The organism is Coprobacillus cateniformis, assembly GCF_009767585.1.
Lineage (GTDB): Bacteria > Bacillota_I > Bacilli_A > Erysipelotrichales > Coprobacillaceae > Coprobacillus > Coprobacillus cateniformis.
This window is the reverse complement of the sequence record NZ_WSNW01000001.1, coordinates 137,258-152,963: the sequence shown is the minus strand read 5'-3', so window position 1 is coordinate 152,963 and position 15,706 is coordinate 137,258. Positions and strand designations below refer to the sequence as shown.

The following is a 15,706-nucleotide window of genomic DNA, read 5'->3' as shown; positions in this document are numbered from 1 at the left end:
TATATATGAAAACAAATACAAATCAAGAGAATTCAACACCTTATGATTTTGAAGGAATGATACCTTTAAAACAAGCTATACCATTAGGTTTACAACATGTACTTGCGATGTTTGTTGGCAACCTTACACCTATTTTAATTATTACAAGTGCTTGTGCAGCGATGAGTGATGCGGAGCAATTTGCAGCAATTCAAGTTTCATTATTACAAAATGCAATGTTAATTGCTGGCGTTGTGACTTTAATTCAATTGTTTGCAGTCGGACCAGTAGGTGGAAAGGTTCCAATTATTATGGGAACAAGTTCTGGTTTTATTGGGGTTTTTCAAAGTGTTGCAAAAGTGATGGGTGGCGGTATCTTAGGATATGCTGCTATTATGGGAGCATCTATCATTGGTGGTTTATTTGAAGGGGTTTTAGGTTTTTTATTAAAACCACTTCGTCGTTTCTTTCCTGCTGTTGTGACAGGGACTGTTGTTTTATCAATTGGGCTTTCATTAATTAGTGTTGGTGTGGGTTCTTTCGGTGGAGGAAGTAATGCAAAAGACTATGGTTCTATTGAAAATTTATTGGTTGCATTAGCAGTTTTAGTGATTATCTTGGTTTTAAAACATGTGACAAAAGGAATGATGAGTTCATCATGTATCTTAATTGGTATTATTTGTGGTTATATTATTTGTAGTCTGATGCCAATGTTTTTATCTACAACTGGTGTCAGTGCAGAAGGAACTGAATTTGTGAAGTCATGGGTGATTAATTGGGATGCTGTTGCCCAAGCCAAATGGTTTGCTATTCCAGAATTTATGCCTGTCACTCCAGTTTTTGATTTACGTGCGATCTTACCAGTTCTGATTATGTTTATTGTCACTGCAGTAGAAACTGTTGGTGATATTTCTGGTGTTATTGAAGGTGGTATGGGACGTGAAGCAACAGATGAAGAATTATCTGGCGGTGTCATTTGTGATGGAATTGGTTCAAGTTTAGCAGCTGTTTTTGGTGTTTTACCAAATACTTCATTTAGTCAAAATGTTGGTTTGGTCACAATGACAAAGATTGTGAATCGTTTTGCACTTGCTTGTGGGGCTATCTTCTTAATCTTATGTGGATTGTTTCCTAAATTAGCGGCTTTAATTTCAATTATGCCTCAAAGTGTATTGGGTGGGGCAGCAGTCATTATGTTCTCATCTATTGTGATGAGTGGTATTCAATTGATTACAAAAGAACCATTGAATGCTCGTCGTATGACAATTGTGTCAGTGGCTTTAGGATTGGGCTATGGATTAGGTGCGAATAGTGCTGTTTTAGCTGGTTTACCAGAAGCTGTTCAAATGATTTTTGGTGGCTCTGGAATTGTTCCAGCAGCATTGGTTGCGATTATTTTAAATATTTGTTTACCAAAAGATAAAGAAGTTGATAAAATATAAAACGATTATGAAAACAATAGAATGTCAGTATTGTGATGAAATATCGATATATCATCTAGAAGCAAATTTTATGATATTTTGTCCAAAATGCAAAAGACGAATATATCTAGAATGTGAGTATGGGTATGGGCCTGTTACACCCTGTTCTATTTTACTTGGGAGTGAAAAGATAGGGGAAGTCGTAGTTAATGATAAAAACCAATATAGACTTGATATTAATGGCAAACAGACCCTGTTGAAAAAGACCTATTTAGAAGCTTTAGAGGAAGCAACTGTAATCATAAGAAAAATGTTAAATCCAAAATATCTAGAACAAAAAGATGATTTGTTTGAAATGAAAAGTAAAGGTGGGTTCTTGAGTTTTTATGGGGATCCATTTGGGAGACCTGGCGATAATTTTCATGAAGTGACAGACTGTTCATTTCATGATTGTCTATTGGAAATTCTATTTAGAGAGGGAGAGCGTTTAATTATTGTTGGACCTGAAGGAATTGTAAATAAAAAACATGAATTGATAATTCAAAAAGCACAGATCATTAAATGGAGCTGGATTCCTTATGGTTGTACAGAAAAAAGAGTTCAGAAAATTTCATATGAATGCCAAGATGGTAAGGTTTATAAAAAAACTTCTCATGGAGAACAATTATTAGAAAAAAAATCTCCTTATGCAGTTGTTATGAGATGATTTTAAATAGAAATGGATTGTAGATGTTTTATATATTTGACTTAATACAAAAATCAATTATTTATAAAATATAAAAAAAGGAGGTATTGTCTTGCTTGATATCAAAAAATATGTCAAAGTTCAAAGTCTTGAAGAAGCTTATGAACTTTGTCAAAATCGTAAGAATATTATTATTGGTGGTATGCTTTGGTTAAAAATGCAAAATAGAAGTGTTGATACAGCAATTGATCTTTGTGATTTGAATTTGAATCATATTGAGGATAAAGGGGACGAAATTCATATTGGTGCAATGGTGACATTACGCCAATTAGAATCAAATCCAATTCTTCATCAATATACACATGGAGCTATGAAAGAAAGTGTTCACAATATTGTTGGTGTTCAATTTAGAAATCTTGCGACTGTTGGTGGAAGTTTATTTGGACGTTATGGTTTTTCAGATGTATTGACAATGTTTATGGCTTTGGATGCTTATGTTGAACTTTATCATGGTGGAATTGTATCAATTCAAGAGTTTGCGACAATGCGTCCAACTCCAGATGTCTTGGTGAGAGTCATTATTAAGAAATCGCCTCTCCGTGTTGTTTATATGTCACAACGCAATACAAAAACTGACTTTCCTGTTTTAACGTGTGCAGTGAGTCAGATAGAAACTACTTATACATGTACAATTGGTGCTCGTCCTTTAAAGGCTGTAACTTTTAAAGATGAAAATCATTTTTTAGATTCATCTTTAAGTGATGAAAGTATTCAAGCGTTTGCTAATGATATTGCTAAAAAATTAGTTTTAGGATCTAATCTCAGAGGGAGTGCTGATTATCGTCGCCGTATTGCAAAAGTCTTAATGAAACGTGCTTTGACAGCGTTAAGGGAGGAGAATCATCATGCTTATTAAAATGAATTTAAATGGAAAAGATATTGAAGCTTTGATTGAACCAGATATGTTATTGATTGATTTCTTACGCTCTCAAGGGTGTTTAAGCGTCAAACGTGGATGTGATACAAGTAATTGTGGTTTATGTACAGTTTTAGCTGATGACAAACCTATTCTATCATGTAGTGTTTTGGCTGCTAGAATGGATGGTCATCAAATAATCACATTAGAAGGAATGCAGGAAGAAGCTCAAAGGTTAGCTGAATTTATTGCTGATCAGGGGGCTGAACAATGTGGTTTCTGTAATCCTGGAATGATGATGAATGCAATTGCTCTTTTAAAAGAAAATCCTTATCCTAGTGATGAAGATATTTTAGATTATTTAGCAGGAAATTTATGTCGCTGTTCTGGTTATGAGGGGCAATTACGTGGTATGAAAGCTTATATTGCTTATCTTGAACAAGGAAAGGAGAACTCATGATGAAAAAAACTTTCCAGCAGGTAAATAAACCTGTTCGTAAAAAAGATGCTATGAATTTATTATTGGGGAAACCAGCATATGTTGATGATGTGACACCAACAGATTGTCTTGTTGTGAAAGTTTTACGTTCTCCTCATGCTCATGCACTCATTGAAGATATTGATGTTGAAACGGCTAAACAAGTAGATGGTATTGAAGCTATCTATACTTATCATGATGTTCCTCAAAAACGTTTTACGATGGCTGGACAAACATATCCTGAACCAAGTCCATATGATCGTTTGATTTTAGATCAAAGAGTCCGTTTTGTTGGTGATGCGGTTGCGATTATTGCGGGAGTCAATGAAAAGAGCGTTGATCAGGCTATGAAACTTATCAAGGTTAAATATCAAGTCTTAGAAGCTGTTTTAGATATACATACTGCAAAAGATAATAAAGTTTTGGTTCATCCAGAAGACAATTGGAAAGCATTATGCCCAGTAGGGGCAGATAATCAACGTAATCTTTGTGCAAGTGATTCTAGTGTTGAGGGAGATTTAGAAGGTGTTTTCTCAACTTGTGATGAAGTGATGGAAAGAACTTATCATACCCGTGCGAATCAACAGGCCATGATGGAAACTTTTAGAACATATTGCGAAATTGATCCTTTTGGTCGTTTACATGTTATCAGTTCAACACAGATTGTCTTCCATGTTCGTCGTATTTTGGCTCATGCATTAGATATTCCTAAATCTCAGATTCATGTTGAAAAACCAAGAATTGGTGGTGGATTTGGAGCAAAACAAACAGTCGTTGCTGAAGTTTATCCAGCATTTGTCACTTGGATGACAAAGAAATCATCAAAGATGATATACTCACGTACAGAAACTCAAATTGCAGCAACGCCACGTCATGAGATGGAAGTGACAGTACGTATTGGTGCTATGAATGATGGAACAATTCGTGCGATTGATGTTTATACATTATCTAATACTGGTGCTTTTGGTGAACATGGTCCAACAACAGTTGGATTATCAGGGCATAAATCCATACCACTTTACAACAATCATCTAGAAGCTTATCGTTTTGCTTATGATGTTGTTTATACCAACTGTCAGGCAGCAGGAGCTTATCGTGGATATGGGGCAACACAGGGAATTTTTGCAGTCGAATCTGCAGTTAATGAACTGGCATCACGTCTAGGTATAGATGCAGTCGCTATTCGTGAAAAAAACATGGTTAAAGAGGGACAGGAGATGTCTGCTTATTATCATGAAGTCACAAAGAGTTGTGCTTTGAATCGCTGCATGGATCGTGCTCAAGAATTATTTGACTGGAAAAATAAATCAAAGCCTAGAATGATGCCAAATGGCAAAATTCGTAGTAGTGGTGTTGCGATGGCTATGCAAGGTTCAGGAATTTCTGGTGTTGATGTTGGTTCAGCAACGATTAAATTAAATGATGATGGTTTTTATGCATTAACAATTGGAGCCGCAGATATGGGAACCGGGTGTGATACAATTTTGGCTCAAATGGCTGCCGAATGTTTAGAATGTGATGTTGAGAATGTGATTGTCTTTGGAGCAGATTCTGATGCTTCGCCATATGATTCGGGTTCTTATGCATCAAGTACAACTTATGTGACTGGAAAAGCAGTAGAAAAGGCCTGCCTAGAATTAAAAGATCATTTATGTCATATTGGAGCAGAGATGTTGGGTTGTCCAAAATCCGAGGTGAAATTTACAAGTCAAGGCATTGAAACATTAGATGGCCAAAAACGTATATCTTTTAGTGATATTGCAACAAAATCAATGTGTGGAAACAATATACCAACACAAGTCACAGTTTCTCATTCATCACCAGTTTCTCCACCACCATTTATGGTAGGAATGGTTGAAATTGAATTAGATAAAGAAACAGGACAAGTTGAAATCTTAGATTATGTTGCAGTTGTTGACTGTGGAACAGTCATTAATACCAATCTGGCACGTGTTCAAACAGAAGGGGGACTTGTGCAAGGTATTGGTATGGCTCTTTATGAAAATGTTCAATATAGTGATAAAGGAGCGATTGCTGAAAACTCATTGATGCAATATAAGATTCCATCTCGCTTAGATATGGGGAAATTACGTGTGGAATTTGAAAGCAGTTATGAAGAGACTGGACCTTTTGGTGCCAAGTCAATTGGTGAAATTGTTATTAATACACCATCTCCTGCCATTGCTCATGCGATTTATAATGCGACAGGGGTATGGCAAAGAGATTTACCAATGACTCCTGAAAAAATCTTAATGAGTTTACCAGAAGAGTTATGAAAATACATATGATCTACTTAGCGGCGGGTAATAGCCGTCGCTTTGGTTCTAATAAATTACTTTATTCATTTCGTGGCTTACCATTATATCAATATGGTTTGAAACAATTACGAGAACTCTTAGAAAAAAATGAAAATTATACTTTAGATGTTGTGACTCAATATGATGAAATTATTGAGTATATCAAAGAATTATCATGTCCTCGTTTGTATTCAATAAAGAGTGAAAAAAGTCATTTAGGTTTATCATACTCAATTCAAGCTGGAATTCAAAAATATAGTAATGATAAAGATTGTTATTTCTTATTTTTGGTTGCTGATCAGCCTTATATTCAATCATCAACGATGAACGGTATGATTAATCTTATAATCAATAATCATGCTTTATTAGGAACTGTTAAATATCAACAGCAAGTCGGTAATCCAACAATGTTTCATTGTCAACTTTATAATGAATTGATGAAATTAAAAGGTGATGAGGGTGGAAGAAAGATTATTGATAAATATTCAAGTGTATGTCTAAAAGTTCCTGTTATGGATAGAAAAGAACTTTATGATTATGATTATCTTCAGGATATCAAAAATAATGAGGTATAAGTTCATTGAGCTTATACCTTTTTTTAAAGCTTTATAGTAAGGGACAGAAATTCGTTTTTGTCCATTCCTTATATAGAGCTACACTGGATACTCATTGTAAAAACAGTCTTAAATATTATGCTCATCTTCTGATATCTGGCAAATATAAAAGTCAATAAGCGGGAACAGCCAATCAGATAATGGAGTAAAATGAAAACCGATATTTTGAGCTTTTTCTACATTTAAACTATGTGACTGTATATCATGAAATGGTGCTTTATCGCCATCAGATGTTATCATAGCTTTTTTACCAGTATGATCTTCAATATAATCAAAAATTTCTTGTAGTGTTATTGATTGAGGGCTACATGCATTTATGGCTTCACATATATCTTTATCACTTAAATAAGCCAAAAAAGCACCAGCATCATGCGAGGATATGAAACTAAATGATGTTGTTAAATGATCTATATACATAGGTATACCTTTTAAAATATGTTCAACATAAAAATATAAACGTTTTGTATAGTCATCTTTTCCTAATACAACTGGAAAACGCACTCTTGTTGTTTTCTGTTGTGGATGTAATTGGACAATAGCACTTTCAGCCTGACGTTTCCCTTCATCATAAGAAAACGAACTCCTTACACCCATTTTTAAAACATGATGAGCTGCTACGAAATCATCTTCTTTTGTATTCAATTGAAAAGGATAAACAGCATTCGATGATGTTAAGATGTAGCGGTGACAATGTAAAGAATTGAAAAGAGTTTCGATATCCTGAGATGAGTACGCTAGATTATCATAAATAATATCAAATTCTTTATCCTTAAATATATCTTTTAATTGATTGATATCATAACGATCTACATGTATTCTTTCAACACTTGTTCCAAAAGAATCAGGTGTCATTCCTCTTGTAGCAATTGTGACATGATGTCCTTTCTTAATTAATTCATTGACTAAATGAACACCAAAGTAACGTGTACCTCCAAAGACCAATATATCCATAATTATTCTCCTTAGATTTTCATAAGATATACATATTATAACTAGAGAATTACTTATAAGCAATCAAATGAATGTTTATCACTATAAATATTTTTTAAAAAATTTCTTGAAAATCATTTTAATAGAATTTACGATGATTATGTTGAAGTCGACATCAACAATGAAGAATAGGAGAATAAAATTATGAAAATTGAAGAATTTAAGAATGTTACTATGATTTATATGCGTCATGTTGGTGAATATGGACTTAAGAATAAGGAATTGATGGAGACTTTTAAACAGTTTCTAAAAGATAATCATTTATTAAATGATCAATCAGTTATTTTAGGAATTGCATTAGATAATCCTCAAATAACACCTGTTCATCAATTGAGGTATGATGTAGGTCTTATTGTTGATGAAAATGAAAATAATATTTTGCCAAGTCGATTGATTGCTGATGGAAAATATGTAATATTTGAAGTACCTCATACTGCTCAAGGTGTCCAGAATTTTTGGATTCAACTACCAAAGTTGGCAGAAGATCTATCAATTGATGAAAAGAAACCAATTATTGAACGCTATACTATGAACAAAATTAAGAATCATTTATGTGAATTTTGTATTCCAGTTAAATAATTCTTATGAAATGAAGGTTGAAAATATTTTAGGATAGAATTCTATCCTTTTTTTGATAATTATAAAAGTAAAAAAACAACTCTTTATTTAAGTGTTGCTTGAATATATTTCATATATTTGTCTTCTTTTGTACCTATATCATACCATAAAATAGCTATTTTTTCAAGTCTTGTCATTTTCATGTAATAGGTGTATTAAGTATAGAGGAGGAAAATATATGGATAAAATTATGCAGTTTCAGGTCATTAAAAAAGAGGAAGAAATCAATCAGATTATGAAGTGTAATAAGGTATCAATTCAATATGGATTGACTCTTACACTACAGGATATTGAAGGACTATTAGAAACGAAACAGAAAATTCTACAAGATGTTGGAAGAATAGAATTTGATTCTACAATCTTACAACAAATGGTCTATGAGTTTTGTGATAGTTTATTTATTCATAAATATAACTATGTAGAAACAATGACTCAATTGTTAGAAATCTTTTATTATTATCGAGATGCAACAGAAGATTATTTAAGTGATGAAGAAATTATTCGTTATATGAAAATGGCATTTGATGGTTGCTGTCAGGGATCATTGTATTATTTATCAGAGGAACAGTTAAATACTTTAATGGATGATTTAAATGATAGAAATGACATTTATGTGGGGTTAGCATATGGAGATATCTAAAGTACAACTTTCATTTGAAGAATTATTAGATTCAAAGTACCTAGCAATTGAAATAAAGGATAAAATCACTCAAGGTATGATCAATATTTTGATGGAAAAGATGAGAAGATATACAGGTGGAGATTCATCATTATCTAAAGAAAAAACTCAAAGTCTAATGGATTCTATTCTCTATACTTTATCTTTTTATATGCGAGATATAGATATGCAGAATATGATAGAGATACTTAAGACTCAAGATGTTGTTGAAGTCTATAAACAGAGTCAGTATCACTTATTACAACAACTTCATCATTTATATTTACGAGTTCAAGAATTACAAAGTCATAAATTAAATATATCTTTAGATGTCTATCAAGAAACAATAACAAAAGGATTGACGGCTTTTTTTGATGTTTATAACTTTGATTATTGTAGTCAGGATATTGTTTTAACTTTGGATTATCCAACTTGTTATCCTTTAAAACAAGTTGGCTTAGAACAAATAATTGAATATGTTCATTATTTAGAAATAGAACATGATTTCTTAAATTGTTTTCAGGAAAGTGATATTGAAAAAGTCTTAAAAGGCTATTGCTTTTATGAGCATGGAATCATTGATAATATTTCATTGCTTTTTATCAATCAGCTGTTAATAAAAAGTTTGATAGGCTATAATCAGGATTTCTTATTTCAAAATCAAGAAGAAATCAATCAACTCTATCAAGTTTTATCATCTTATTCTTCAAAAGAACTTTATGATGTCTTATATAGACAACTTCAAATATTGATCAAGAGTTTAGAAAGTCCTTATCAACAAGAGATATTGATTTATTTTACATATATATTAAATGATTTAGTTTCTTATTTACATCAACATAACCAATTTCATACTCTAAAAAATGCAGTTGCATGTGCATTTTAAGATATCTGTGTTTATTTCAAGCATATGAGTGGAAGACTCTTTTTAAGATATGTTAGAATGCATTGAAGGATGTGGATGAAATGTTAATACAAAAAAGAAATGGTCTTTATCAAGATTACGATAGACATAAGATTGAAAATGCTATTATAAAGGCATTTGAGGGAATACATGAAACAATTCATCAACAACATTTAGAAAATATTTTAAATGATGTTGAAGATCAAATACAAGAGAGAATAAGTGTTGAATATATTCAGGATAAAGTAGAAGAGGCTTTGATGCGGCATGGCTATTTACAAGTTGCAAAGGCATATATTCTTTATCGTGAAAAGCATCATCATTTAAGAATTGTTATAGAAGAACTTATGCAGATGTTAAATGATGAAGGTATTGAATCTCTTTTGATAAAAATTCAAAAAGATTATCCTCAAACTGAGTATTCTTTACAATTGTTATTGGTGAAATTGAAAACATTTTATAAAGAAGGTATGAATCAGCATGATGCTTTTAAGATGTTAATGAAAGCAAGTGTTGAACTGATCAGTAAAGATGCTCCTGAATGGGAAAAGATTTCAGCAAGATTCTTAACTTATGATATTCATCAAAGAATTCAGGAAAAGATGGAAACTATGGGTATTTATTCTTTTTATGATAAATTGGTTTATTTAACGAAAGAGAATTATTATGGTGATTACATCTTAGAACATTATTCTCATAAAGATATTCAAGAATTAGAAAGTTATATGAAAGATGAAAGAAATGAAGTTTTTACATATAGTGGTTTAGAATTAATTATGAAGCGTTATTTGATTCAAGATAGAAATAGAGATATCTTAGAAAAACCACAAGAAATGTTTATGGGGATTGCCATGCATTTGGCTATGAAGGAAAAAGAGAAAGTCAAATGGGCTAAAGACATTTATGATATTTTAAGTACATTGAAAGTGACCATGGCAACACCAACAATGTCAAATGCGAGAAAACCATTTCATCAGATGAGTTCATGTTTTATTGATACTGTTGATGATTCGTTAGCAGGTATCTATAAGAGTTTGGATAATTTTGCTAAGGTCTCTAAGCATGGTGGTGGTATGGGATTATATTTTGGTAAAGTGCGTGCCAACGGAAGCAGTATTAGAGGTTTTAAGGGTGCTGCTGGAGGTGTGATTCGCTGGTTGAAATTAGTCAATGATACAGCAACTGCAGTTGATCAATTAGGTGTGCGTCAAGGTGCAGCGGCTGTTTATTTAGATGCCTGGCATCGTGATTTACCAGAGTTTTTACAGATTCGTACAAATAATGGTGATGATCGTATGAAAGCCCATGATATATTCCCTGCTGTCTGTTATCCGGATTTATTTTGGAAACTCGCTAAATCAGATTTGGATGCCTCTTGGTATATGATGTGTCCTCATGAAATTCATGAAGTCAAAGGGTATTATCTTGAAGATACTTATGGTGAAGAATGGGAAAGAAAATATTATGAGTGTGTAGAAGACGAGCGTATTTCTAAGCGTGTCATGTCAGTCAAGGATATTGTGAGACTCATTATCAAATCTTTAGTAGAAACAGGGACACCATTTGCTTTTAATCGTGATCATGTGAATCGTATGAATCCTAATGCTCATCAAGGAATGATTTATTGTAGCAATCTTTGTAGTGAAATTGCTCAAAATATGAGTTCTATGGAAATCTTGCCACATGAACAAATCCAAATTGATGGAGAAACAATTGTTGTTGAAAAAACCAAACCAGGAGATTTTGTGGTTTGTAATTTAGCCTCTTTAACACTAGGACATATTGATGTGAAAAATGATAAAGAGTTACAGCATATTATATATGTTGTCATGAGAGCATTAGATAATGTGATTGATTTAAATTATTATCCTGTTCCTTATGCAAAAATAACAAATCAAAAATATCGTCCAGTAGGACTTGGAACAAGTGGATATCATCATATGTTAGTGAAATTAGGCATGACTTTTGAAAGTCATGAACATTTAGAGTTTGTTGATCAACTCTATGAGAAAATCAATTATTATGCATTAGAAGCATCATGTGCTCTTGCAAAGGAAAAAGGAAAATATGATTATTTTGATGGTAGTGATTTTGATACAGGTGCTTATTTTGAAAAAAGACATTATCAAAGTTCATCATGGCAAGTCTTGCAAAATGATATTCATGAATATGGACTTAGAAATGGTTATTTATTAGCTGTTGCACCAACAAGTTCAACATCAATTATTGCTGGAACAACAGCAGCAGTTGATCCTATTATGAAGAAGTTTTTCATGGAAGAAAAAAAAGGGAGTATGATGACAAGAGTTGCTCCTGACTTAAATATGAAGACATTCTGGTTATATAAGAATGCTCATCATATTGATCAGCAATGGGTGATTGAAGCAGCTGGAATCAGACAAAGACATATTGATCAATCACAATCAGTCAATCTTTATATAACGAATGAATTTACATTTAGAAAACTTTTAGATTTATATATAAAGGCATGGGAAAAAGGTGTCAAAACACTTTATTATGTACGTAGTCAATCTTTAGAAGTTGAAGAATGTGAATCATGTAGTGCATAGGAGGAATACTAATGGAATTAAAACGTAAGGCTTTATTTAATGCATCTGGAGATATTGATGTGAGAAAGCGCCGTATGATTAATGGAAATACAACAAACCTTAATGATTTTAATAATATGAAATACAATTGGGTAAGTGACTGGTATCGTCAGGCAATGAATAATTTCTGGATTCCTGAAGAAATCAATTTGACACAAGATATTAAGGATTATCGCTTATTAAATGAGCATGAAAAAACAGCTTATGATAAGATTCTCTCTTTTTTAGTATTTCTAGACTCATTACAAACTGCCAATTTACCTAACGTTGGAGAATATATTACAGCCAATGAAATTAATTTATGTTTAACAATCCAGGCATTTCAAGAAGCGGTTCATTCACAAAGTTATAGTTATATGTTAGATTCCATCTGTTCACCAATAGAACGAGATGAAATCTTATATCAATGGAAATATGATGAACATCTTTTAAAAAGAAATGAATTTATTGGAGAACAGTATAATGCATTTCTGGAACATAAAGATAGTTTTCATTTTATGAAGACAGTTATTGCAAATTATATATTGGAAGGAATTTATTTCTATTCAGGATTCATGTTCTTTTATAATTTAGGAAGAATGGGGAAAATGCCGGGTTCTGCTCAAGAAATTCGTTATATTAATCGTGATGAAAATACACATCTGTGGTTATTTAGAAATATGATTTTAGAACTTCAAAAGGAAGAACCTGATCTTTTTACACCTGATAAGATAGAAGTGTATAGAGATATGATGAAACGTGGTGTAGAAGAAGAAATAGCATGGGGACAATATGTGCTTGGAGATCGTATTGAAGGTTTAACAATGAAGATGGTTAGTGATTATATTCATTATCTTGGAAACTTTCGTGCACAGGCTTTAAACTTTGAACCATTATTTGAAGACTACATGCAAGAACCTGAATCTATGAAATGGGTCAGTATTTATAGCAATGCAAATGATATAAAAACAGACTTTTTTGAAGCACGTTCAAGTGCTTATGCCAAATCAAGTGCTTTGGAAGATGATTTATAAAATAAATTGCATTATAATAGTGATTATAATGCAATGACGAAAGGTATATTGAAAAATATATCTTTTTTATATAAAGAAATATGCAGTTTGTGCAAAAAGAAAACAGACAAGTAAACCAATGAGAGTTGGCACAAGGAAAGAGACGATAGACCATTTCCAGCTACCAGTTTCTTTTTTGATTGTCATTAAGGTTGTTGAGCAAGGCCAGTGCATTAATGAAAATAACATGGTACTAATTGCAGTTATCCATGTCCAGCCATTCTGCACAAGCAAAGCTTTGAGTTCAACAAGATTGCTCATATCAAGAATTGTTCCTTGAGCAAGATAGGCCATGATAATAATAGGAACAACAATTTCATTGGCAGGTAAACCAAGAATAAACGCAATTAAGATAACACCGTCCAAACCTAATAATTTTGCAAAAGGGTCTAGAAATTGTGCACAGTGATTGAGTAAACTCATGTCACCAATTGTAATGTTAGCCATCAACCAGATAATGAGTCCAGCAGGTATGGCAACACATATAGCTCTTCCTAAAACAAATAATGTCCGATCAAAAAGTGAACGAATAATAATTTTTCCAATCTGTGGTTTACGATAAGGTGGTAATTCTAAAGTAAAGGAAGAAGGAACACCTTTTAATAAAGTTTTAGATAAACACTTTGTAACCACAAATGTCATAATGATGCCAAGTAAAATGAGACCAGTCAAAAAGAGGGCCGATAAAACTGATGAAAAGATGCCAGCACTACCTACAAAGAACATGGTAATAATCGCAATCAACGTAGGGAAACGACCGTTACAAGGAACAAAGTTATTTGTAATAATCGCAAGCAATCGTTCACGCGGAGAGTCAATAATACGACAGCCAATGACTCCAGCAGCATTACATCCAAATCCCATACACATTGTTAATGCTTGTTTTCCACAAGCACAGCAACATTTGAAAGGTTTATCAAGATTATAGGCGATACGGGGAAGATATCCAACATCTTCTAGTAATGTAAAGAGAGGGAAGAAAATAGCCATTGGAGGTAACATAACAGAGACAACCCATGCTAAAACTCGATAAATACCTAGAACCAAAACGCCATGTAACCATGCAGGAGCATGAAAATACATAAATAAATCTGTTAATCTATCTTGGATATAAAAGAGAATATCTGATAAAATTTGTGAAGGATAATTGGCACCAGTCATGGTTAACCAGAATATAATAGCTAAGAGAGCTAACATGATTGGATAGCCAGTCCAACGGCTTGTCAGAATATGGTCAATTTTGCGATCCTTTTGATTGTAAGAGGCATCTTCATATGTGACAACATCTTGGCATATATTTTCTGCTATATGGACAAGTGATGAGACAATTTGGTCTTTAATTGTTGCTGTATCAATATTATGTTTTTGTAAGTGTTCTTGAGCAATATTTATAGCTGAAATAAGTTCTTCTTGTTTTAAGAAATCAGTTCCTAAATGATGATCTATTTCAACTAATAAAGATGGATCTTGTTCTAGGAGTTTAAGACTTAACCAGCGACTATTGAGTTGACCTTGTAATTTTTCTTCTAAAATAGGCTGAATCATTGCGATAGCTTTTTCTAAAAGACGAGGATATGTGATTGAAATGTGTTCATGATGCTCTTTTGTATCAATAGTATCATCAAGACATTTCAAGAAACGATCCAAAGATTTTTTCTGACGTGCAACAGTACTGATAACAGGAACACCAAGTTTTTGGGAAAGTAATGGTAAATTAATATGGATATTTTTACGAATAGCTTCATCCATTAGATTGACACAAACAATCACATTTGGAGAAATTTCAATTGTCTGTAAAACAAGATTAAGATTTCTTTCTAAACAAGTTGCATCACAGACGACAACAGTCAAGTCGGGATGTCCAAAACAAATAAAATTACGTGCAACTTCCTCTTCAGCAGAGTGTGCCATAAGAGAATATGTGCCAGGAATATCAACCATCACATAATCATGTTCTGCAGTAGAACAAAAACCTTGTGCATTGCTGACAGTTTTACCAGGCCAGTTACCAGTATGCTGATTCATACCTGTTAAGTTATTAAAAACAGTACTCTTTCCAACATTCGGATTTCCTGCTAAAGCAATAACTTTTGCATCAGGAGATTGTTTGATAATCTCTAATTCAACATTTTTGAGTTCTTTTGATTGGATATCTTCCTTCAACCTTATCAGCCTCCATCATATTTTCAATCACAATATCTTCACAATCTTCACTTCTAATAGCAATCACTGCTCCACGTATAAAATAAGCTGACGGATCACCTTGAGGGCTACGTCCTAAACATTCAACAACAGTTCCATTAATGAGACCAATATCAAGAAGGCGACGACGCATACTGTCAGTTGCAGTAAGCGTTGTGACCTTTGCTTTTGCGCCTATAGGCAATTCATTTAAATTCATAAAATCATCCTTTTTAACATATTTTAGGATAAGGAAACTTTTTATCCTAATTCAATGTATGGTTATTTCTTTTTATTTGTGATT

At 32.7% G+C, this 15,706-nt stretch carries 14 protein-coding genes; 11 read left to right on the top strand and 3 right to left on the bottom strand.

Translation table 11 applies throughout. The features are described 5' to 3' along the window. The first annotated feature begins 5 nt into the window (after window positions 1-5). The 6 genes from GQF29_RS00820 (at window position 6) to GQF29_RS00795 (ending at window position 6,351) form a co-directional block, all read left to right on the top strand. Window positions 6-1,421 carry a uracil-xanthine permease family protein gene (locus GQF29_RS00820; protein ID WP_008788733.1) on the top strand — a complete coding sequence of 472 codons (1,416 nt, stop codon included), beginning with the start codon at window positions 6-8 and terminating at the stop codon, window positions 1,419-1,421. Then, on the top strand, window positions 1,408-2,106 hold the full coding sequence (locus tag GQF29_RS00815; protein WP_017144237.1) for a hypothetical protein: 699 nt from the start codon (window positions 1,408-1,410) through the stop codon (window positions 2,104-2,106). The genes GQF29_RS00820 and GQF29_RS00815 overlap by 14 nt, the downstream gene beginning before the upstream one ends. A gap of 91 nt (window positions 2,107-2,197) precedes the next feature. After that, window positions 2,198-3,001, top strand: coding sequence for an FAD binding domain-containing protein (locus tag GQF29_RS00810; RefSeq protein ID WP_054325489.1), 804 nt, complete (start codon window positions 2,198-2,200; stop codon window positions 2,999-3,001). After that, a complete protein-coding gene (locus tag GQF29_RS00805; RefSeq protein WP_008788736.1) occupies window positions 2,991-3,461 on the top strand; it encodes a (2Fe-2S)-binding protein in 471 nt (156 codons plus the stop codon). Before GQF29_RS00810 ends, GQF29_RS00805 begins: the two co-directional genes overlap by 11 nt. Continuing rightward, window positions 3,461-5,755 (top strand): xanthine dehydrogenase family protein molybdopterin-binding subunit, encoded by a 2,295-nt coding sequence (locus tag GQF29_RS00800; RefSeq protein ID WP_017144238.1) that lies wholly within the window; start codon window positions 3,461-3,463, stop codon window positions 5,753-5,755. The genes GQF29_RS00805 and GQF29_RS00800 overlap by 1 nt, the downstream gene beginning before the upstream one ends. After that, window positions 5,752-6,351: a nucleotidyltransferase family protein gene (locus GQF29_RS00795; protein WP_008788738.1), complete on the top strand. Its 600-nt coding sequence runs from the start codon at window positions 5,752-5,754 to the stop codon at window positions 6,349-6,351. Before GQF29_RS00800 ends, GQF29_RS00795 begins: the two co-directional genes overlap by 4 nt. Window positions 6,352-6,459: 108 nt before the next feature. On the opposite strand, the gene GQF29_RS00790 is transcribed toward GQF29_RS00795, so the two are convergent. Then, entirely contained in the window at window positions 6,460-7,341 is an 882-nt protein-coding gene (locus tag GQF29_RS00790; RefSeq protein WP_008788739.1) for an NAD-dependent epimerase/dehydratase family protein, read from the bottom strand. Window positions 7,342-7,524: 183 nt separating this feature from the next. Here GQF29_RS00790 and GQF29_RS00785 point away from each other — a divergent pair, with 183 nt between their 5' ends. From GQF29_RS00785 to GQF29_RS00765, 5 genes are all read left to right on the top strand, one after another. After that, window positions 7,525-7,959, top strand: coding sequence for an AraC family transcriptional regulator (locus GQF29_RS00785; RefSeq protein ID WP_008788740.1), 435 nt, complete (start codon window positions 7,525-7,527; stop codon window positions 7,957-7,959). A 217-nt stretch (window positions 7,960-8,176) separates the two neighbouring features. After that, window positions 8,177-8,638, top strand: a complete 462-nt coding sequence (locus GQF29_RS00780) for a DUF6323 family protein (RefSeq protein WP_008788741.1) — start codon at window positions 8,177-8,179, stop codon at window positions 8,636-8,638. Then, complete coding sequence (locus GQF29_RS00775; RefSeq protein WP_008788742.1) at window positions 8,625-9,542, top strand: DUF6179 domain-containing protein; 918 nt, start codon at window positions 8,625-8,627, stop codon at window positions 9,540-9,542. Before GQF29_RS00780 ends, GQF29_RS00775 begins: the two co-directional genes overlap by 14 nt. Before the next feature lie 80 nt (window positions 9,543-9,622). After that, on the top strand, window positions 9,623-12,130 hold the full coding sequence (locus GQF29_RS00770) for a ribonucleoside-diphosphate reductase subunit alpha (RefSeq protein WP_008788743.1): 2,508 nt from the start codon (window positions 9,623-9,625) through the stop codon (window positions 12,128-12,130). Window positions 12,131-12,141: 11 nt separating this feature from the next. Beyond that, window positions 12,142-13,182 carry a ribonucleotide-diphosphate reductase subunit beta gene (locus tag GQF29_RS00765; RefSeq protein ID WP_008788744.1) on the top strand — a complete coding sequence of 347 codons (1,041 nt, stop codon included), beginning with the start codon at window positions 12,142-12,144 and terminating at the stop codon, window positions 13,180-13,182. A 66-nt stretch (window positions 13,183-13,248) separates the two neighbouring features. Here the strand turns inward: GQF29_RS00765 and feoB are convergent, their stop codons facing one another. Then, a complete protein-coding gene (gene feoB / locus GQF29_RS00760) occupies window positions 13,249-15,384 on the bottom strand; it encodes a ferrous iron transport protein B (protein ID WP_160340689.1) in 2,136 nt (711 codons plus the stop codon). Further along, the gene (locus GQF29_RS00755; RefSeq protein ID WP_054325490.1) at window positions 15,344-15,622 is read right to left on the bottom strand and encodes a FeoA family protein; all 279 of its coding nucleotides are present in this window, start codon (window positions 15,620-15,622) and stop codon (window positions 15,344-15,346) included. The genes feoB and GQF29_RS00755 overlap by 41 nt, the downstream gene beginning before the upstream one ends. Window positions 15,623-15,706: the final 84 nt, after the last annotated feature.

Coding starts and splice junctions, on each gene's coding strand:
- GQF29_RS00765 (WP_008788744.1), top strand. CDS start 12,142: ATGGAATTAAAACGTAAGGCTTTATTTAATGCATCTGGAGATATTGAT.
- GQF29_RS00800 (WP_017144238.1), top strand. CDS start 3,461: ATGAAAAAAACTTTCCAGCAGGTAAATAAACCTGTTCGTAAAAAAGAT.
- GQF29_RS00795 (WP_008788738.1), top strand. CDS start 5,752: ATGAAAATACATATGATCTACTTAGCGGCGGGTAATAGCCGTCGCTTT.
- GQF29_RS00820 (WP_008788733.1), top strand. CDS start 6: ATGAAAACAAATACAAATCAAGAGAATTCAACACCTTATGATTTTGAA.
- GQF29_RS00785 (WP_008788740.1), top strand. CDS start 7,525: ATGAAAATTGAAGAATTTAAGAATGTTACTATGATTTATATGCGTCAT.
- GQF29_RS00775 (WP_008788742.1), top strand. CDS start 8,625: ATGGAGATATCTAAAGTACAACTTTCATTTGAAGAATTATTAGATTCA.
- GQF29_RS00805 (WP_008788736.1), top strand. CDS start 2,991: ATGCTTATTAAAATGAATTTAAATGGAAAAGATATTGAAGCTTTGATT.
- GQF29_RS00755 (WP_054325490.1), bottom strand. CDS start 15,622: ATGAATTTAAATGAATTGCCTATAGGCGCAAAAGCAAAGGTCACAACG.
- GQF29_RS00790 (WP_008788739.1), bottom strand. CDS start 7,341: ATGGATATATTGGTCTTTGGAGGTACACGTTACTTTGGTGTTCATTTA.
- GQF29_RS00770 (WP_008788743.1), top strand. CDS start 9,623: ATGTTAATACAAAAAAGAAATGGTCTTTATCAAGATTACGATAGACAT.
- GQF29_RS00780 (WP_008788741.1), top strand. CDS start 8,177: ATGGATAAAATTATGCAGTTTCAGGTCATTAAAAAAGAGGAAGAAATC.